The 19,037-nt window shown below is 58.6% G+C and carries 11 protein-coding genes, 1 tRNA gene and 1 pseudogene; 6 read left to right on the forward strand and 7 right to left on the reverse strand.

Annotated elements, in window-relative coordinates:
* Positions 1–436: 436 nt before the first annotated feature.
* Positions 437–535 (forward strand): annotated as a pseudogene (locus ACQK2L_RS23615) (YkvA family protein); the annotation flags it as partial.
* 102 nt (positions 536–637) lie between these two features.
* Here the strand turns inward: ACQK2L_RS23615 and ACQK2L_RS23620 are convergent.
* Positions 638–1,120 (reverse strand): FKBP-type peptidyl-prolyl cis-trans isomerase, encoded by a 483-nt coding sequence (locus ACQK2L_RS23620; RefSeq protein ID WP_425399508.1) that lies wholly within the window; start codon positions 1,118–1,120, stop codon positions 638–640.
* Between the two features lie 189 nt (positions 1,121–1,309).
* Here ACQK2L_RS23620 and cls point away from each other — a divergent pair, with 189 nt between their 5' ends.
* Entirely contained in the window at positions 1,310–2,770 is a 1,461-nt protein-coding gene (gene cls / locus ACQK2L_RS23625) for a cardiolipin synthase (protein ID WP_425399509.1), read from the forward strand.
* Between the two features lie 84 nt (positions 2,771–2,854).
* Here cls and ACQK2L_RS23630 read toward each other — a convergent pair whose 3' ends face one another.
* The 6 genes from ACQK2L_RS23630 to ACQK2L_RS23655 all read right to left on the reverse strand — a co-directional run bounded on the left by ACQK2L_RS23630 (position 2,855) and on the right by ACQK2L_RS23655 (position 8,047).
* Positions 2,855–3,496 (reverse strand): HesA/MoeB/ThiF family protein, encoded by a 642-nt coding sequence (locus ACQK2L_RS23630; protein ID WP_425399510.1) that lies wholly within the window; start codon positions 3,494–3,496, stop codon positions 2,855–2,857.
* Positions 3,445–3,918 carry a Mov34/MPN/PAD-1 family protein gene (locus tag ACQK2L_RS23635; protein WP_425399511.1) on the reverse strand — a complete coding sequence of 158 codons (474 nt, stop codon included), beginning with the start codon at positions 3,916–3,918 and terminating at the stop codon, positions 3,445–3,447. The genes ACQK2L_RS23630 and ACQK2L_RS23635 overlap by 52 nt, the downstream gene beginning before the upstream one ends.
* Positions 3,915–4,877, reverse strand: coding sequence for a hypothetical protein (locus ACQK2L_RS23640; protein ID WP_425399512.1), 963 nt, complete (start codon positions 4,875–4,877; stop codon positions 3,915–3,917). Before ACQK2L_RS23640 ends, ACQK2L_RS23635 begins: the two co-directional genes overlap by 4 nt.
* An 89-nt stretch (positions 4,878–4,966) precedes the next feature.
* The gene (locus ACQK2L_RS23645) at positions 4,967–6,559 is read right to left on the reverse strand and encodes a hypothetical protein (RefSeq protein ID WP_425399513.1); all 1,593 of its coding nucleotides are present in this window, start codon (positions 6,557–6,559) and stop codon (positions 4,967–4,969) included.
* A 630-nt stretch (positions 6,560–7,189) separates the two neighbouring features.
* Positions 7,190–7,269: transfer RNA gene (locus ACQK2L_RS23650), tRNA-OTHER, on the reverse strand.
* Positions 7,270–7,819: 550 nt separating this feature from the next.
* The gene (locus ACQK2L_RS23655) at positions 7,820–8,047 is read right to left on the reverse strand and encodes a hypothetical protein (protein WP_425399514.1); all 228 of its coding nucleotides are present in this window, start codon (positions 8,045–8,047) and stop codon (positions 7,820–7,822) included.
* 266 nt (positions 8,048–8,313) lie between these two features.
* Between ACQK2L_RS23655 and ACQK2L_RS23660 the strand changes: the two genes are divergently transcribed.
* The 4 genes from ACQK2L_RS23660 (at position 8,314) to ACQK2L_RS23675 (ending at position 19,005) form a co-directional block, all read left to right on the forward strand.
* On the forward strand, positions 8,314–8,802 hold the full coding sequence (locus ACQK2L_RS23660) for a GAF domain-containing protein (RefSeq protein WP_425399515.1): 489 nt from the start codon (positions 8,314–8,316) through the stop codon (positions 8,800–8,802).
* A 465-nt stretch (positions 8,803–9,267) separates the two neighbouring features.
* Complete coding sequence (locus ACQK2L_RS23665; protein WP_425399516.1) at positions 9,268–14,367, forward strand: lamin tail domain-containing protein; 5,100 nt, start codon at positions 9,268–9,270, stop codon at positions 14,365–14,367.
* A gap of 826 nt (positions 14,368–15,193) precedes the next feature.
* Complete coding sequence (locus ACQK2L_RS23670) at positions 15,194–16,264, forward strand: PEP-CTERM sorting domain-containing protein (protein WP_425399517.1); 1,071 nt, start codon at positions 15,194–15,196, stop codon at positions 16,262–16,264.
* An 80-nt stretch (positions 16,265–16,344) separates the two neighbouring features.
* Complete coding sequence (locus ACQK2L_RS23675; RefSeq protein ID WP_425399518.1) at positions 16,345–19,005, forward strand: PEP-CTERM sorting domain-containing protein; 2,661 nt, start codon at positions 16,345–16,347, stop codon at positions 19,003–19,005.
* Positions 19,006–19,037 lie beyond the last annotated feature (32 nt).

Here is a 19,037-nt window from a genome sequence, read left to right on the forward strand (position 1 = left end):
AACTGGCGAAGGCAAGATTTCAGTATGGATACCAGCGGCCAATCGCACAAACATTTGGCCACGCCAGAGCGGTTTTTCGGCTGTCCGATCGTAACGACCGCTACGATTGTACTTCTCTTGCAGCAAATCGGGGTATAATTGGCAGTTACGCCCCCTAGGCACCCGTGAGAGGTTTTCGAAGATGCTGCCCTTTTTCTCCCGCAAGGACCAAGAATCCCGTAAACAAGAAGCCGAGCGGCTCTACCGGGAGAGTATTGAGTACGTGGGCGAGGACGAACTGTCCACCGCCGCCGATCTGGGCGAGCAGAAATATCGCCGGTTGGAAGACGAAGTGCCCAACGCCCTGGCGGCCATCTGGCTCGAAATCCAGCTGCTGCTGGCCATGCTGCGCGACTACGTCCAAGGCACCTACCGCCAGATTCCGTTCGGAACCATCGCCGCGGTGGGGGCCGCCGTGCTGTACTTTGCCTCGCCAGTCGACGTGATCCCCGACTTCATCCCGGGCCTGGGCTACATCGACGATGCAGCGGTAGTGATGACCTGCCTGCGCATGGTCCGCGGCGACCTGGAAACTTATCGCCAGTGGCTGAAGCTATACGTCGAAGCCGCCTAGCAAATCGCGTTCAGAGATTAGGCACTAGTGGTGATGCCCGCCCGGCCCGTGGATGTGGCCGTGCGAAATCTCGTCGGCTGTCGCTTCGCGAATATCTTTGACTGTGACATCAAAGTTTAGCGGCACTCCTGCCAAGGGATGGTTGCCGTCGACGGTCACCACCTCGTCGCTTACGCCTACGATGGTGAACACCATCGGCCCCGCGTCGGTCTGCGCCTGAAACTGCATTCCTTCCTGCAGGTCGTCGGCGTCTCCAAATTTATCGCGAGAGACTTCCTGCTGCAGTTCTTCTTTCCGTTCGCCGTATCCGTCGGCCGGAGCCACGGAAACCTGCAAGCGGTCACCCACACTCTTGCCCGATAGCTCCCGCTCCAGGCCTGGGATGATATTGTCGAACCCGTGCAGGTACCACAGCGGCTCGCCCCCTTGGGACGAGTCGATCACGGTCCCCTGGTCATCGGTCAGGGTGTAATCAATGGCGACGGCGGAATTGGATTCGATCTGCATGGGTTGCCAGGCCTTTCGGTGGAAAGTGTCCGTGTGGGGCTTGTTTCCCTCTCCAACCTAACGGATTCCGCGAATGGATGTCACCCGGCCCCACCGCGCATGGGCAACAGTTCGCGGAGTCTTGCTGTGCGAAGTTCGCCAAACCATACTTGGCAGTAGCTATCGCCTGTTTCGCACCCGACCGAGCCCATGGAAGCAGCAATCTACTCCTGGGCGGCTTTTGTCGCACACGTCACGACCTTTCTGGTTGTCGCTTTTCGCGTGATCATGCGTAAGCCGGCCGTCGGAGTTGCGCTTTCCTGGTTGCTGCTGGTGGGCATCATTCCGCTGGTGGGCGTATTGTTCTACCTGCTGGTTGGCGAACGCCGCGTCGGTCAGCGCCGCGCGAAACGCATCGCCCAGCTGCATACCGACTATTCCCTGCTGGCCGATCGCATGGTCGATCCGGCGATGACCAACGTCGACTGGTCGCCACACTCGCCTGCCGCCCGAGGAATGGACCAACTCGGCAACACCATGCTCGGCATCCCGACCGTGGCCGGCAGCACCGGAGAACTCTTCACCGACTCCGCCGAAATCCTCAAGCGACTGGCCGCCGACATCGATGCAGCCCAGACCAGCATTTTGATGGAGTTCTACATCTGGAATGTGGGAGGACTGGCCGACAAAGTCACCGAGGCGTTAATTCGCGCTGCCGAGCGGGGCGTTCAGTGTCGCGTGCTGGTCGATGCCGTGGGGGGCGGCAAATGGTGGAAGAGCGAGCAACCGGCCCAAATGCGCAAGGCCGGCGTGAAAGTGCTGCCCGCGTTCCCTGCGGGGATCTGGACGGCCATCTTCTCTCGCAACGACCTGCGCTTGCACCGCAAGATCGTGGTGATCGATGGCACTGTCGCCTGGACGGGCAGCATGAATCTGGTTGACCCAAGTTTCTTCAAGCAGGATGCCGGCGTGGGGCAATGGGTCGACGCCATGGTTCGCGGCGAAGGCGCGGCGGTGGCGCCGCTGGCCATGACCGTGATTGGAGATTGGATTGTCGAGTCGAACGAGACGATCGAAGAGCTGATCGAGTCGACGGGACTCAGTCGCATCACGCCTCAAGGCACCGCCGCGGTGCAGGTGATTCCCTCCGGCCCGGTCGAGACGACCGACACCTTGTTGCAGATGCTACTGGCGCTGATCAATTCCGCGCGGGAAGAACTGGTGCTCACCACGCCATACTTCGTGCCCGACGAGTCGCTACTCCGCGCCATCTGCGGCGCAGCCGGCCGTGGCGTGAAGGTCCACCTGGTGATTCCCGAGCGTGTCGACTCGCTGCTCACCCGCTACGCCAGCCGTTCCTACCTCGAAGAGCTCATCGACGTGGGCGTTCAGGTGCACTTATTCAAGGATGGCCTGTTGCACACCAAGAGCATCACCGCCGACCGCGCGATCTCGATGTTCGGCACGGTGAACCTCGACATGCGTAGCATCTGGCTAAACTACGAAGTCTCGTTATTCGTCTACGGCGCCGAGTTTGGCGAACACCTGCGAGACCTGCAGCAAACGTACATAGATCAAAGCGACCCGCTAGATCCCGAAACGTGGGCCGCGCGGCCGACGCGAGAGAAGCTGCTGGAGAACACACTTCGGTTGATGAGCCCGGTGCTCTAGTGCCGCGACAAGGCAAGCCTTGTGCGGAGTCGAATTGGCCAACACAAAAAAAGCGCCGAGGCAACCTTGCCCCGACGATTTTAGCTAGAACCCCAACGGCTTAACCGCAAAGTCGCGTAGCGTGCCGGAGTAGTTCTCCTTCTCACCCGCGAGTACGTAGCGAACCAACAGTTCCGAGGCCACCGCCACAGCCAGCAGCACCAGGTTGCGCGCGAGTGGGTACTCGCACACATCGCCTTCGGCGTCGGCGGGCACGCGGTAGAACTCGTCCCACACGGCCTCGCAGTAGTCGGCGTAGAGTCCCACGTGCAGGCACTCGACACCCGCTTCGCGGCAATGCTGTTGGACTAGCTGGCGAGACGCCGAGTTGTCGAAGGTGTCGACCACCAGGTCGGCGCCCTTGAGCAACTTCCGCACGTTGCGCTCGTCCAGCTTCTTGTCTACCGCGTCGAGTTCCACCTCGGCCGCGCGGAACACCTGGTTGCGCAGCACGTCGACCTTCGGCGCGCCGACGTCGGCCACGCCGTAGGCTTGCGTGCTCACGTTGTGTTGATCGACGCGGTCGAAGTCGACTACGCGCAGCTGCAGAAAGCCCTGCCGCGCCAGGTTGTCGACCAGATTCGAACCGAGCGCGCCGGCGCCGCACACGGCCACCAACGGCTCGGCCAGCTTGGTCACTTCGCCAGCGCCGCGGTAGATTTCTTCGTGCAGGTACTTGCTTCGCATTGGTTCCTCCAGTTTTCTTCCGTTTCGTCTTCGGTTCGATCGTCGAACATCAACACGATTCCGCGAGGCAATCGCTCGCAGGCACACAGCTCCACACCGCTGCGGAGTCGCCCATCGTACAGGTATGCTCGTGGGCGATCGTCGGCTTCAATCACACACAGCAGTGGCTTGCCAAAGCAGGCGACCCAGGCTGCCATGGTGCGGTCGTCGCGCACGCTGGGCGTGGCCAAGCCCGACGGGTGCGTGTGGTAAAAACCGACGAGGTCGCCCTTCGCTTCCTCCCGGGCCAAAGCCCAGTCGGCGTCGAAGGCGACGCTCGTTGGCTTGCCAACGCTTCGTTGCACACGCCGCGCGTACCAAAACGGGCCTTGTCGTCGTCCCACGAGCATCCAGCATCGCTCAACGACGACTTTGCGGCTCATCGGTTTCTTCGCGGATGAATTTGCCAATAGTCTGACTCCAGAATTCCTTGGTCACCTACACGCAGGACGTCGCCGGCTCCTTCCCGCAACACGCCTACCAGGCTGCCAAGGTCGAACTTCTCGTCTTCGCCACTTAGGCAGATGCCAGCCACCTGCACGGTGAGGTCGTTCTTGTCGACACTCGACGTGTAGTGCTGACCGCCCACCTGGTAACGGACACGAAAACCGTCCGCACGTTCGAGGTAGTCGACCAATTCGGCGCCGGCATGCGAAAGACTCTCCCGCAGCCGCCTTGCCACCAGATCGTTGTCGACCGGCAGCTCCACCGCGTGCCGACCACGGCGACGCTTTGCTCGACGTTCCTCAGGCGGACGAACCAACTCCCAGTAGGCCAGGTCGTAAGCCGCCCGCTCTTCGGCGGTGAGTCCCTTGCGGGCCACCTCGGTGGGCACCACGCGCTCACTCAAAGCCTCGCGTAGGTAGCTCGCCTGACGCGGATCGTGCCGGCGATCGACTTCGTCGAACCAGAACAATCCACCGTCGAAGCGGGCGCTGACCACGTCGAACTGCTGCACCTCGGTAGCCAACTGAATCGGTGCAGCGCCTACGAGGTCGATTCGACCATCGCCAAAGCGGCCCGCCGAACCGAACCACATGTCGCGGGCACGGCGGCACACAACCAGCCGCACGTCCGGCAGCAACTTCAAGTACGCGCGTCGCTCGGCCAGCGAAGCCTCGCGTTCGAGCAGCGCCTCGGTGTGCGACACGGGACGAAACACGCCCCAGCCCACAAAGTCGGCTGGCTCGACCCGCAACTTGCAGATCACGCCGCCCACGCGCACGCGGACCACGCCGCCGCTCACGACGGGCGCAAGGAACTCCTGCTCCAGGAAGGAGTTTTCGGCTGCCGCCAGTCGGCGGAGCAAGGCGCTAGTCTGATTTCGCGTTCGGCGAGTCATTGAAATGGTAGTAGTACAGATACAAAAAACGAGAGCCGGCCTGCCACACGGACAAACCGGCTCTCGTGCAGGTTACAACAAGTCACAGCCTACGCACTCTTCCGCACGGGAAGTGGGTAGTCCATGATCTCCATCAGCAGCTCGAGCTTGCTCGGGCGAGCGAGCATTGGCACGAGGTTTGGCAACGAGTAGTAGTCGCCTTCGAACTTGAAGACGTCTACCTGCACACCTTCACGTCGGCATTGCTGCTCGACATAGTCGCTACCGCCCGGCGTGCGGACGATCACGACCGTCGGATCAGCGCCAACGGTTGCCCGGTACTCGCGCAGCGCTGGCACGAACGGTGGCGGCGTGTTCTGCTGTTCGTCGGTGATCATGATGATCTGCTCGACGTACTGCTTCTTGCGCTCAAGAGCCTTGACCGCCACGCCACACGACGTTGCGCCGTACGCACCGATGCCATCGAATGCACGCTCCCAGTCGGCCAAGTCGTGACCGCTAGCAACAATTTCGTGAGCCATCGTGTCGAAAGCGTACGTGTACAGTTCGCTCTCGCAGATCGCCGAGATCATCGAGCCGATACGCTTGCCCAGCTCGATAGCGCTGGTCATGGACGACGACTTGTCGACAAACAGGGCCGTCGGCCGCGTGATGCGACCCTTGGCCTTGATCTGCGTATCGGCGACGTCTTCCAGAGCACGGCGCAAACCGTCCGCAGCGCCAGCTGCCTGAATGGCCTTTTCGGCCTTCAAACCGCTCACGCGATCAGAGGTCTTGGCCGACGCCAACTTGGCCTCGACCAGCGAGCTGATCTCCGGCACGTCGAGCGCACCGCGTCGCTTGAGCGCTGCGAGGCTGTTGATCAGTTCCTGAGAACTCATCTGCTCCACCAGCGCCACCAGCACGGTAGGCGTCATCTGCCGGATGACCGTCGCAGCCACACGGTACGGAATGTTGTACCGCACGATCGCTTCGGCCTGTTCGGCCGGCGTGTCGGCAGCCGCCAGCTGACGCAGCGCGTACACACGGCTATCGCTCGGCGGATCCTTGTCGAACAAAATCCGCTGAGCGCGATCGCCCGGTCGGACGTGCAACAGCGCGTACAGCCGCTTCATCGCCTTGCGGGCGTTCAGCACGCTACCGTCGAACCACTGCGGATCGCCCTCCCGCTCGCGCAGGTAGCGGGTGACCTCGGTCTTCATGGCCCGCGGAACGTTGCGGAACAAACCGTACTCTTCGGTGAAGGTAGTCGGCAGCTTCGGCGTCTGTTCAGCAGTCTGCTTGCCACCGAACAGCTGTCGGGCAAAGCTCTTGCGAGCCTGCTTCGACTTGGCCGCCTGCGCAGCAAGCTTCTGGCCCTGACGCAACCCACGCGTCTTCTTACGACCAGCGATGAAGTCCACCACGCGTGCTACCTCGTAAGGCGGCAGCGCGCGGAGCATTGCCAATCCAACGTCGCGGTGACCAGCGAACTTCGACAGCACTAGGTTGATGATGAACATCTCCTTGTGGTCGCGAACGTCGCCGTTCTCAGCGTACCAGGCTGCCAGACGCACGTAGAACCGCGGGTCCTTGGCAATCAGGTCCTGGTGGACCGGCCAAGTCTTGTCGAGCGCACGATGCGGAGTGGTGAGCAACGTATTCAGAATCTCTACTCGAATGTCCTGTTCGCGATCTGCCATGGCTCTCCTCCTTCCGCAGTTAAAGTAGTGTTGTGTTATAAGGGCGTTTGCAAGTTTCGAAAGCCGGGACTCTGCCTTGGAAGGGCAGTGACTTTTCAGGTCACGTGTTTGTAAGCTTTCGCGGTTGGGCAAACCCCCATGGAAGCTATGTCCGTACGAGTCGCAAGAGCGATTAACCTCGCCCGAGTGGGTTCTCAAGCGGCGAGGGAAGGGTTCGAACCTACACATGGCCTGTGGCCATGCTTTCCAGTTTGTAAGCTCATGCCATTGGGTACGGACGTAACTGACTGCTATTGATTCCTAAACTAATTTCGAGTGTTCGATTGCCTGGCACTCGCCGTACAAGTCGCAGAAGCAGGCACAACTTCTCGGCCGTCCTTACGGATCATCAATACAATGACCAGCAGTGGACCCACTCGCGACAACTCCGCAGAGCCTGGCGAGCTTCACCTTGACCGAGTCGCCTCGGCTTGGCTACCTTAGGACCGTCATTTAGTTTGTAAGCTTCTACCGTTGGGTACGGCGCATTTGCCATTGGCGGATCGATGTTTGAAACCCCCGTACGAGTCGCATAAGCACGAAAACTAAGCGTTCTACCATTGAACTACGGGGCTCAATTTTCCAAATAAATTGCCCCGGCAGGAATCGAACCTGCAACCTCTCCAGTATGATTGGAATGTTTGTACGCTTGTGCCGTTGGGTACGGGATGTTCTCTCTAATTTGAAGTGCAAGTCGCGTGCGAGTCACATAAGCATCTGGTGCAACTGTCGGAATCGAACCGACAACACCCGGATTATCATTCCGGTGCTCTAACCTATTGAGCTAAGTTTGTAAGCTCATGCTGTTGGGCACGCGACGTGAATCGGATCCGGCCGAAAGCGAGCAGAAACTGCATGCAAGTCGTAAAAGCGGCGAAAACATGGTCGGTGCCAACCCCTGGATTCGAACCAGGCGGACCTCAGACCTCGCGGGGCCTCTCGTCCTTCCATGACCAATTGATGGTGGCGCGTTGTTTGTAAGCTCTCACCATTGGGCACGCAGTTTCTACTCGCAACTCGCAATCCGTTGGAACGCGAGCTTTCAGTCGTAATAAAGGACCCGTACAAGTTGCCTAAGCACGAAAACTACGCGCTCTGCCGATTGAGCTACAGGCGCCAAGAAACTCTGCATCGAGAGCGCCCGGTGGGACTCGAACCCACAGCTTCGTCCTTCGAGGGAACTTGTTTGTAGGCTTAGGTCGTTGGGTACGGGTTGTTTTGTTAGCCGAACACGGCCTCGGGTCGAACGGTCAAGTTGCCCGTCTCGTGCCGGTCGATCGTGTAGTCGCGCAGTCGGTCCGGGCGAACATCAAGGTATCCGCCAAGCGCCTGCTTGAGCTCTCGATCGCTCGACAACGCGCCGACATCGAGATCGGCCAGCGGAATATCGAAGCTGCGACCATCGAATCGAATGTGCAACAGAGGTGCTTGCTGAATCTTGGCAACCATGTTAACTCCTTCCCACACAGATCGCGGGACGGAACCGCCCCCTCGCGTCTGTGTTGCCATTTAGGACAAGCGCAGGCCACCCAGGTTCTCGAAAATCCTGGTAAAAAAGATGGAGAGTATTCGCGCGGGCAAGAAGTGTTGGACGCCTGCTCCGGCGGCAGAACCTTCGATTGGCGGCTTGCTACTGGGACCTGCACTCCAGAGGTCATGTTGTTACGATACACCGGGATACAACCTCTCGCCCCATCCTCTTAGCGCATTGAGCCATGTCACACACGATGCAGATACCGACGGACACTCCACGAGCGGAGAAGTACGAATTGCTGCTGCAGCAAGCGCAAGAGCTCGTTCGCGATGAGCCCGATTTGATTGCCAACCTGGCCAACATCAGCTCACTGGTCCGGATGTACTGTGACTTTCTTTGGATTGGATTCTACCGAATGGTAGGCGACGAACTGGTGCTGGGGCCATTTCACGGCCCCGTGGCGTGCACCCGTATCGCGGTAGGCAAAGGAGTCTGTGGTACAGCTGCACGCGACATGAAAACCATCGTCGTGCCGAACGTGGACGACTTTCCGGGGCACATCGCATGCAGCAGCAGTTCTAAGTCGGAAGTCGTGGTGCCGCTGGTTGCCGGAAACGTGGTCGAGCTAGTGCTGGATATTGATAGCGAACAGATCAATGGTTTCGACGAAACGGATGTTCGCTTTTTCGAACAGTTGGTCGAACTCATCCGCCTCGCTCACTTTGAATAGGCGGAGTTAGCGGCGGACATGCACTTCGCGCGATAGAAACTTTCTGGGAACCGCGCAATTTGCTGCGAATGCAGCTGAAGGAACACGCGTGGGGAGGTCTGGTTGGTTCGCCTACTAACTCCGGCGAATACGGTGCAATCTGAAGGTCTCGCATTTCGGATCCACGTGTAAACGCACCTTCCAAGGTCACACGAACTGCGAGAAATATATTGTGCCATCGCGACGCCCTATGTGCACAAGGTTACAATAAGGTCTATTCGGCGGGCCTGGCTCGGTTCCAGGCGATGGGTTGAAGCGGAGACTCGGTTCAGAGAGGTAGCATTGCGATATCGGGTACTGTCGCGCAGGCATAGTACAACCGCACGGCGGCGAACCTCGTCCGCTTCTCGTCGATCGCCGACGCTTGGCGTTGAACACTTGGAGCCGAGGCTCGTCCTATCGACGACTCCTGTCATCACAGAGTTCTTGGCCTCCAACAGCTCGATGGAGGACGGCGACGGGAATAGTTCGGATTGGATTGAAATCCACAATCCCACCCCTGAGGCGATCGATCTGGCGGGGTGGCACCTGACCGACAATGCAGGGGAACTCGACAAATGGACCTTTCCCAGCCTGCCGCAGTCGGTACTGGATCCCAACGAGTACCTGCTCGTGTTCGCCTCCGATCAAGCCACTAGTGGCTATGTCGACGCGAGTGGTTTTCTGCACACCACCTTTGCTTTGGCCGCCGGCGGCGAGTACTTGGCGCTCGTGCGGCCGGGGGGCATGGCAAGCGATGTCGTTTCGGAATTCGGCCATGCCGGCAGCGACTATCCCGAGCAAGAGACCGACATTTCCTATGGCCTCGAAGTGATTGGTGCGACAACCACTTTGGTATCGAGCGACGAAATGGGACGGATGTTGATTCCGACCGATGGATCGCTCGGCCAAACTTGGACCGGCCATCCGGGCGAAGAGCCGTTCGACGATGATCCAGGGCAGACCGACTGGTTCGATGTCGCGACTCCCGTTGGTTTCGAAACCGAGACTCCGCTCGATCTGGTTGCCTACTGGGATTTTGACGACGACGTATTGGACCAAGTCGCCAGCAACCATGGCACGCAGGTGGGCGGTGTTTATGTCTCTAACATTCCGACGCAACTTGGTGGGGGCAAGTCGCTGAGCTTCAATGGCGAAACCGACTACGTCGATTTGACAGGCCATCTATCTTCGTTTTCGTCGCTCAACGAGGGAACCATTTCGGTGTGGTTCAACACACCAGGCGATGGCGGGGCGAGCGTTTTGGTGTCGGCTTACAATTCGTCGCAAGGTTCAACGGAAGGGCGGTTCTTTTTCGAGGATGGCACCGCGTTGACTTGGGATGTTCGCGATGAAGGTGGCAACCCGAATGGCGAGAGTGGACAGATCGTCGGCCTCAATTTCAATGACGAACAGTGGCATCATGCAGCGATTACGGTCGATAGTACCCAACAAGCCAAACTTTATGTCGACGGCGCCCTGGTATCGACCGGCGTGGAGCCGTTTTGGGGACAGATTCAAAACCTGACTGGCATGGCGATCGGCCGCAATATCGATAGCGGCGGACCCCAGTGGTACTACAATGGACTGATCGACGACATGGCGATCTGGGGCGAGACGCTGGACTCTGATCAAATCGCTCTGCTAGCCGCCGGCACGTCGCCTGAACTACTCTCTGGCATAGGAAACCTCGTTCAAACCGATGTCTCGAGTGCGATGCAGGCTGTTAATGCCTCGGCCTACCTGCGAATTCCGTTCACCGTGGGAGAGACTGCGGAGTTTGATCAGCTGTTTCTCGACGTCCAATACGACGACGGCTTTGTGGCCTATTTAAATGGAGTCGAGATTGCCAGGCGCAACGCCCCAGCGATACTCGATTACGATTCGTCTGCGACTGCCGAGCAACCTTTGGAGTCGATACTGGCTGGTGAGACGATCAGCGTCACCAGTCATTTGGGCGAGCTGTTTGCCAACCAGCAGAACATCCTGGCAATTCAGGGGCTCAACCTATCGGCAAGCGATAGCGATTTCGTCTTGTCTGCCGAGCTTCGTGCGGTCGAGAATCAACCGCCGCTAGAACGCTATTTTCCCGAGCCGACACCGGGGTCCATCAATGGTGCAGGCGTGGTGGGCTTTGTCGCCGACACCACCTTTAGCATCGATCGCGGCATTTATCAGCGCGACGAACTGGGCAACGGGATCGATGTCGAGGTTTCGACGACAACGCCGGGCGCCACGATCGTCTACACCACCGATGGTCGCCCACCAGTAGTGGACGAGTCGGGCACTATTGTTCATGGCACCGAGTACACATCGGCCATCGCCATCGACAGCACTACTACGCTAAGGGCCATGGCCTTCCTGACGGGATACCTGCCGACAAACATCGACACGCAAACCTATCTCTTTCTCGAAGACGTGCTGAACCAGTCGGGCGCTGCGCTCGATCCGGCCGACTATCCGTCCGATTGGGGAACACACAGTAACTTCAGCGCTGGTGGCTCGCTGTACACCGCGATTGCCGACTACGACATCGATCCGAACGTCGTCAATGATCCTCGCTATGCCGATACCTTTGTCGACGACTTGAAGTCGATCCCGACGCTGTCGATTGTCACCGATCCCGATGCGTTGTTCGACGAGACGACAGGCATCTACTCCAATCCGCTGCAAGAAGGGATCGCCTGGGAACGCCCTGCATCGGTCGAACTGATCAACCCCGACGGCTCCACTGGGTTCCAGGTCGACGTGGGGCTTCGCATGCAGGGAGGAGCATCGCGACGACCCTGGACACAGCCTAAGCACCCCTTCCGACTCGTATTTCGCGACGAGTATGGCGACTCGGAGCTCAACTTCCCTTTGTTTGGAACGAGTGCCGTCGATCACATCGATTCGGTCGTATTACGTGGGGCTTTCAACGATAGCTGGAATATCGGAAACAGCTATCGCCATCGTGCTCTCTACATGCACGATCAGTTTATGCGCGATACGCATAGGGCCATGGGGCATGTTTCAGCCCACGGCACGTTTGTGCATCTCTATCTCAATGGAATCTACTGGGGGCTGTACAATCCGAGCGAGCGGCCCGACGACGACTTTCAAGCAGACTACTTCGGGGGCAACAAGGACGAGTACGACGTCATCAAGCACCGGGATTATACGGTGCAATCGGGCAATGGCACCGCCTGGCAGCAAGCAATCGATCTGGCCAGTGCCGGCATCACGAACCAGGCGGAATACGATCAACTGGCCGAGCTAGTCGACGTCGAGAGCCTGGCCGACTACATGTTGCTCAACTTTTGGGGCGGTACCGAGGACTGGCAGTCGAACAACTGGTACGCCGCACGGCGGCGGCTGGACGGGGAGAAGTTCCGCTTCTTCGTGTGGGATGCCGAACTCGCGCTCAAGTCGCCCACGAACGACCGAACCGAAGTCAATGCCAGCGGCACCCCTTCGCAGATCCATCGCGCGCTGCGGGGCTTCTCGGCCTATCAAGAGCTGTTCGCGGAACGAGTTCAGAGACATTTCTTCAACGATGGCGCGCTTACCACCCAATCCGCTGTCGCACGCTTCGAGGAATTGGCCCTTAGCATCCAGCGGGCCATGGTGGGTGAATCTGCTCGCTGGGGAGATGTGCGTAGCGAGCCACCTTTCACGCTCGACGACGATTGGAATGACAATCTCGACGAAGTGCTCAACGACATCATCCCGGCCAGACACATAAATGTGTTGGCTCAGTTGAGAGCCGATGGTCTGTACCCTGAGATCGACGCCCCGGTCTTCAACCAGTTTGGCGGGCAAGTGGAGAATGGCTTTCCAGTGATTCTTGGCGCCCCAGCCGGCACGATTTACTACACGCTGAATGGCCCCGACCCGCGCCTGCCCGATGGCAGTGTCGATCCGGCCGCTCAGGTCTTCGAAAGTGGGTTTACAACCACTACGTTGATCGCCCAAGGCGCAGAGTGGAGCTATCTCGATGATGGCTCGGATCAAGGAACGGCTTGGAAGGAGCCTGGCTATGACGACAGCTCCTGGAGCGTCGGCAACGCAGAGCTTGGGTATGGCGAAGGCGACGAAGCGACGGTTGTCAACTTCATCGATACCGATCCCGTTGAATCGGGCGTGCAGAAGAACATGACGACGTACTTTCGCAAGACGTTCGACGTCGACGATGTCGCGCAGCTCACCGGCCTCACACTGCACCTGAAGGTCGACGATGGAGCGGTCGTCTACCTGAACGGAAACGAGGTCGAGCGCTCGAACATGTCGGGAGTGCCAGGAAGCCCGGTCGCGTACGACACGCCATCGGCAGGCAGCTCGCCGAACGATGGCAAGACGTTCTTGACCTTCACGCTCGACCCGGGTGACCTGATCGACGGCACCAACCTGATTGCGGTGGAAGTTCATCAAAACACCCCAAACAGCAGCGACATCAGTTTCGACTTGCGACTACTGGCGGATGAATTGACGGGAGTATCTGGGATTCTCATCGACGATCGAACCGTAGTGAAGGCCAGGGCATTTTCCGGCGGAGAGTGGTCGGCCTTGAACCAGGCGACTTTCACCGTCACTCCGCAGGCAGACTTCAGCAACCTCCGAGTGACCGAACTGCACTACAATCCGGCAGATCCCTCAGCAGCCGAGAGCAACGCCGGTTTTGACGACAACCAGGCGTTTGAGTTCATCGAGTTGATGAACACCTCGGGCGATGCGATCGATCTGGGGTCCGTTGCACTATCGGGAGGATTGGATTTTACCTTCGACGCGACTACCATCCTGGCTCCAGGCGAGCGAGCGGTCCTGGTCGAGGACCAAGCCGCGTTCGAGTTTCGGTATGGCACCTCCATTCGCATACTCGGCCAATGGTCAGGTGCGCTGTCGAATGGCGGCGAGACAATTGTCCTTACCGATCGCACTGGCGTGACGATACAACACTTCGAGTATCAAGACGGCGACGACCCCGGCGAGGAGGCCTGGCCTACGACGCCCGACGGCGCCGGACCGTCGCTGGTCGTGATCGACACGGCAGGCGATTACAACGATGGTGCCAACTGGAAGCCCTCGAATTCGATTCATGGTTCGCCCGGCAGCGCCGAGGTCCCACTCATCCCGGGCGATTACGACAACGACGGCACGGTTGCCCCGGGAGACTACTCGCTGTGGAAGTCGACTTTCGGCTCAACAACCGACCTCCGCGCCGACGGCAATCAGAACAACGTTGTCGACATTGCCGACTACGTCATCTGGCGAAATCATCTGGGCCAAACGGCATCAGCAAGCATCGCAGCGGCCATCTCGAGCCCAGCATCGACAGCGTGGTTTTCTGAAGAGACCTCCGCTACCAGCTCAAAGGATAGGGCGTTGGTTGACCTCAAGCCTAGTTCTTTCAGCTCGCTCCCCGAACCAGTTTCTCTGGAGGCAGACCAGGAGGAAGAGGAAGCGGACAACGACTCTACTGCAGTCGATCGTGCAATTCGCGAACTCGCCGAGAAAGATGAGGACGATTGGCGTGACTTTGATGCAGACGTGCTAAGGGAGCAGAATTGAGAAGTCAGGGATCGACTCTGCATTGTTGAGCCATCCTAAATAGGATGCCCAGACCGTTGTTGTTCCCACGTTCATGGAGACACCAGAAAGGCCTCAACCACCAGAAGAACGATGCCCCCATCGCAACGTTGCACCTTCGCCCGCACTCGGACAGCTGCTGCCTGGGGTGGCGAGCATACCCCCGAGTTTCGCGCACGGAAGATACGAAATACCGTTGTGGCCAATGAGAATACTGGCCGGCAAGCGAGAGAAGAGGGTATAGACCCGCGCCTGCGAAGATGCCTGTTGGGCCCAGAACGCGATGGTCTATTCGGCTACGCTCTGGCCGCCAAGTCGAGGCAATTCCTCATGGATAATGGGTACGATTGGCAATGTACGCGAGAAAGGCCGATTGGAACGATGGCCAGGAGAGCTCGGATCCTCATCAACAACCATCGCCTGTTGCCTTGAATAATGCCTGGCGACCCGACATGCGAGCCGATCTCCAAGACGGATTCTATGCCCACGATTTGCGAAGAGAAATATCGCTTAAGCGCACACCGCAGATAAATCATTTGACCTGCGGGGCTCCAAGTGGGTATATTCCGCAACACCAGGCGCACAATCCTTGGAACGATCCGGCGTCGCCAGATCGTTCATTGACTATGGTGTATCCAATGCGCGTGTTCCCCTGGCAAAATCGGCCTTTGGGTCTCGTCTTTTTGTATTGCTGCAAGTGCTTCTTGGCTAGCTGGCTCCGTCGCAGTGGTGTTTGTTCCTCCCCGTCATAGTATCGGTCGGGAGTCGCTGGATATTCCCACCTTTGCCGCACCTTTGGAGAAGTCTCATGAGATGCCTCGTTGTTCTCTCGCTTATGTCCCTGGCTGCCATGCCCGCATTCGGGCAAACCTATTTCTACGTTGGCCCCGATGGCGGCGACTTCTACGACGAAGCCAACTGGAATGACGCCGCAGATGGGACGGGTAGTCCGTTGGCCGATGACCCGCTGGTAAACAGCGCAACCAATGCGATCGCGCTCGACCTGGTTATTGACGGGGCGTCGGTTGAGGCCGCCGGTCAAGTAGATTTTGGCGATGGTTCGCTGTCGCTGCTCGGCGGCGCAACGTTCCTAGTCTCGGGGGCAGACAACGCACTCGACATGAACTCGTCATCCACGTTCTCACTGGTCGATTCGACGCTGACAGTCGACGACGATATCTTCTTCGAAGGGACAGCTTCCTTCTCCGGCGGTATGGTGACGTCGCTCAATGATGATATCGAATTTCAAGATAACCTCACCAGTCTCACGATTGACGGAACGGCTTTCGATGCGCCGGTTGATAATCTGATCTTCGATATTTCTAACGACTTGGTCAGTTCGATCAGCAACGCAACGTTTGCAACCGTCGATCGTCTTGCGATACGCAACATCTCAGCCGACCCCACGGCCAGCATTGCGATGACCAACACGGCGATCGACGTTAATGGCGGCGGTGGCGATGTCGACGACGTGTTCGATACGAACAATGGCAATGGCGCGATACTGATCCTCGACGGGACCTCAACACTGCTCGCCAACCAGGTCGACGATGGCATCTCGCTGGTACTAGGCGGATCCGCGGTTGCGACGCTCAATACGGGCGCGGGCGCTGTCGATGCCGCCAATGGTGGAACGATTACCCTCACGTCTCGCGACGCGATGCTGGACATTGTCAATGCGTCGAGCAACGACGTACGTGCAGCCATCTTCAATGCCAAGACCGGATTGAGCTACGCCGACGACTCTTCGACCTGGAACGTTACCGACTGGGACGGAGCGGTTCCGGTGAAGCTGCAGATTGTGCCAGAGCCATCTAGTTGGCTACTCGCCTTGCTGTGTGTTGGTGGTGCGTCTCTGGCAGTCCGCCGACAGGCGTAGCGGATAACCCAAGGATCTCCAGCCAACCCGAACGTTGACTTGACAAGAGCTAATTCAATAAAGATCAACCGGAGCCACTGATGACTTTCGCCCGACTCGTTGTATTTGCTACGTGCGTGACCTCGCTCGCTATCGGTGGTCAAGCACTGGCGGTACGATTCATAACCGACCCTGCCACTTCGCCCGGCGACCCGCCAACCGATTTCGTTTCGTTCTCGCTTACGCCTGACGGCACCCAGGTGATTGCCGCCGCAAACTTCGACGCGGATGACGACCGGGTTTACGGCTTTACGATCCCTAACGACCTCTCCAGCACGGTAAATCCGGTGCAACTAAGCACCACAAGTTTCCTGGTGGAGAATTATGACGTCGACGGCGTACCGATCGTCTCGCCCGACGGCAATACGATTCTGTACATTCACGACGGACGCCAGCGCGACCCTAGCGAAAACACAATCCACACGATGCCGATCACCGGTGAGTCGGGCGACTTCAACGGGCTGTTCTCAGGCACCGCCGCGGGGCCGAACACGGTTGCGCCGGGCAACTCCAATTTTACGCCTCGTTATAGCCCCGACGGTAGCACGATCTTCTTCATCAACTCCGAGTCAGGCTTCGGCGGAACCATTCCACCGTGGGACACGGGAAGTAACGGAGCAAACAGTCCATCGACGTTCCCCTCCGTTTGGGCAGCTCCCGACTGGGACGTTTTGTATTCGGTGCCTGCGGCTGGAGGTACGCCAACCGCTGTGACCATGCCGTCCGACGGGGACATCGACGAAGATTTATACGCGGTGACTCCCAATGGCGCCACCATCGTCTACGCACCGGATGCACCGATCGCAACGCCGCGAAACAGAGGCGACGATCGTCCAACCATCTACACGGTGCCTGCTACCGGAGGTGCGTCGACTGCGATCTCGATGACGCCAGGACCGAACGAAAAGTTCACCGTCTCAGGCATGCTCGAGGTCACTCCTGATGGCCAGAATGTGGTGTTCATCGGCGACTACGATACCGCTGGCAAGAACGAGCTGTACTCGCTGCCACTGGCCGGTGGGACGCCAACCAAACTCAACGACGAACTCCACTTCGCCGGCGACGTGCGCAGCTTCGCCATTTCGCCCGACGGGCTTTCGGTTGCTTACGCCGCCGGGCAGACAGTCGGAAGTACTAGCGAGCTGTTCTTCAAGTCCCTCGCGGGAGCGGCTGGTACGAGTGTCCGAATCAGTGATCCGGCGCCTTCCAACACCGCTGGGTTCGACGTGAGCAACGGCTCCGGTGCGGGCAACATTGCGTTTAGCCCGGACTCGCAAACGGTATACTATCTTGGCGACATGACCAACGCCGGGGCCGTGGACCTGTATGCGGTCGACACGACCGAGAAGACTGGTTTTTCTCCCTCAGCTTACACTTATGTAGGGACGGATGGGGGCGACTTCACACTCGCCGCTAACTGGGAGGACGCCGACGGCAACCCGCTTCCTGCGAATATCAGCACCATCGACAATCAGGGTATTACTCCCTACACACTAATTGTCGACGGCGATCTGATCGGCGGTAACAAGACGGTGACTGCGGAGTTTGTGGAGCAGATCCAATTTGGTCTGGGCGCGAGTCTCGAGATCAAAAACGGGGCGGAGGTTAGGTTGACCAATGGAATGGGTATCGCGGACCCCGCCGACATCATTGCGACCGTCGACTTCGACCCAGGTTCGGCGCTTAAGATCGTCAATGGATCGCTGATCGTGAACGACGACGTCTTGTTCGACGGGATGCTCTACATGGAGAATGCGACGCTGGAGTCCACTGCCGACGATATCGAATTCCAGGACGAGTACGATGGCACCATCATCAACTCCACATTGCGCGCTGGCGACAACTTGCTTGTGGATACGGCCATGGGCAATATAACGGGCTCCAACTTCGAGATCCAAGACGGCCTTTCCATTCGATTCGATTCAGACATCACTGTGACCGACACCGACATTGTGATGTCGTTCGATGTCGAGCCGCTGTTCACGTGGTCGGATGGTGAGGGCACAACGCTCACGCTCAAGGGGACCTCCACCCTGACCGCCGATTCGGTCAACGAGGGAAGCGATCTAATCCTTGAGGACGAGTCGTTCGCAAGCCTTGGTTCGTTAGACATCGACCCAGCTTCTTCGAGCGCCAATCCACCGTCGATTATGGTTGCGACGAACACGGTCAATGACTTTGGCTACGTGGGCGAAGACTACGTGTCGCAGATTATCTTCATGTCGTACGACGCAGAACTCGAAACGCGATTCAGTGTGCTGGAAGACCCCGACGGCGTGATTGATGCTCGCTCGTTAATCATCAATGGTTTGACCGGCCTGTCATACCTCGAGGATCCATCTGCATTCACGGCAATCGTCGACGGCGTTGAAGTCACATGGGATGGTGACGCACCGCTTGATTCCTTGATGCTTGCCAGCACCACGACGGTTCTGGGAGGCGACTTCAACGATGATGGCGTCGTCAACATCGCCGACTATGTTTTGTGGCGCAACAACCTTGGGTCGCCTGCTGGCACCCTGGATAACGATACGGCTGGTGGCGATATCGGAGCAGCCCAGTATGATCTCTGGAAAGCGAACTTCGGCATGACGCTCGACCCACCAGCAGCGGTAGCCGCAGTGCCGGAGCCAAGCACGATTGTTTTGTTGTCACTACTGTTCGCGGTCACCGGCAGCCAAGTGCGCCGGCGCCGCGTTTGACAAAGTCGCGTCGGTGTGAACCTGAGTGTGAG

It is taken from the genome of Aeoliella sp., from assembly GCF_965227375.1.
Classification (GTDB): domain Bacteria; phylum Planctomycetota; class Planctomycetia; order Pirellulales; family Lacipirellulaceae; genus Aeoliella.

Coding starts and splice junctions, on each gene's coding strand:
- ACQK2L_RS23620 (WP_425399508.1), bottom strand. CDS start 1,120: ATGCAGATCGAATCCAATTCCGCCGTCGCCATTGATTACACCCTGACC.
- cls (WP_425399509.1), top strand. CDS start 1,310: ATGGAAGCAGCAATCTACTCCTGGGCGGCTTTTGTCGCACACGTCACG.
- ACQK2L_RS23630 (WP_425399510.1), bottom strand. CDS start 3,496: ATGCGAAGCAAGTACCTGCACGAAGAAATCTACCGCGGCGCTGGCGAA.
- ACQK2L_RS23635 (WP_425399511.1), bottom strand. CDS start 3,918: ATGAGCCGCAAAGTCGTCGTTGAGCGATGCTGGATGCTCGTGGGACGA.
- ACQK2L_RS23640 (WP_425399512.1), bottom strand. CDS start 4,877: ATGACTCGCCGAACGCGAAATCAGACTAGCGCCTTGCTCCGCCGACTG.
- ACQK2L_RS23645 (WP_425399513.1), bottom strand. CDS start 6,559: ATGGCAGATCGCGAACAGGACATTCGAGTAGAGATTCTGAATACGTTG.
- ACQK2L_RS23655 (WP_425399514.1), bottom strand. CDS start 8,047: ATGGTTGCCAAGATTCAGCAAGCACCTCTGTTGCACATTCGATTCGAT.
- ACQK2L_RS23660 (WP_425399515.1), top strand. CDS start 8,314: ATGTCACACACGATGCAGATACCGACGGACACTCCACGAGCGGAGAAG.
- ACQK2L_RS23670 (WP_425399517.1), top strand. CDS start 15,194: ATGAGATGCCTCGTTGTTCTCTCGCTTATGTCCCTGGCTGCCATGCCC.
- ACQK2L_RS23675 (WP_425399518.1), top strand. CDS start 16,345: ATGACTTTCGCCCGACTCGTTGTATTTGCTACGTGCGTGACCTCGCTC.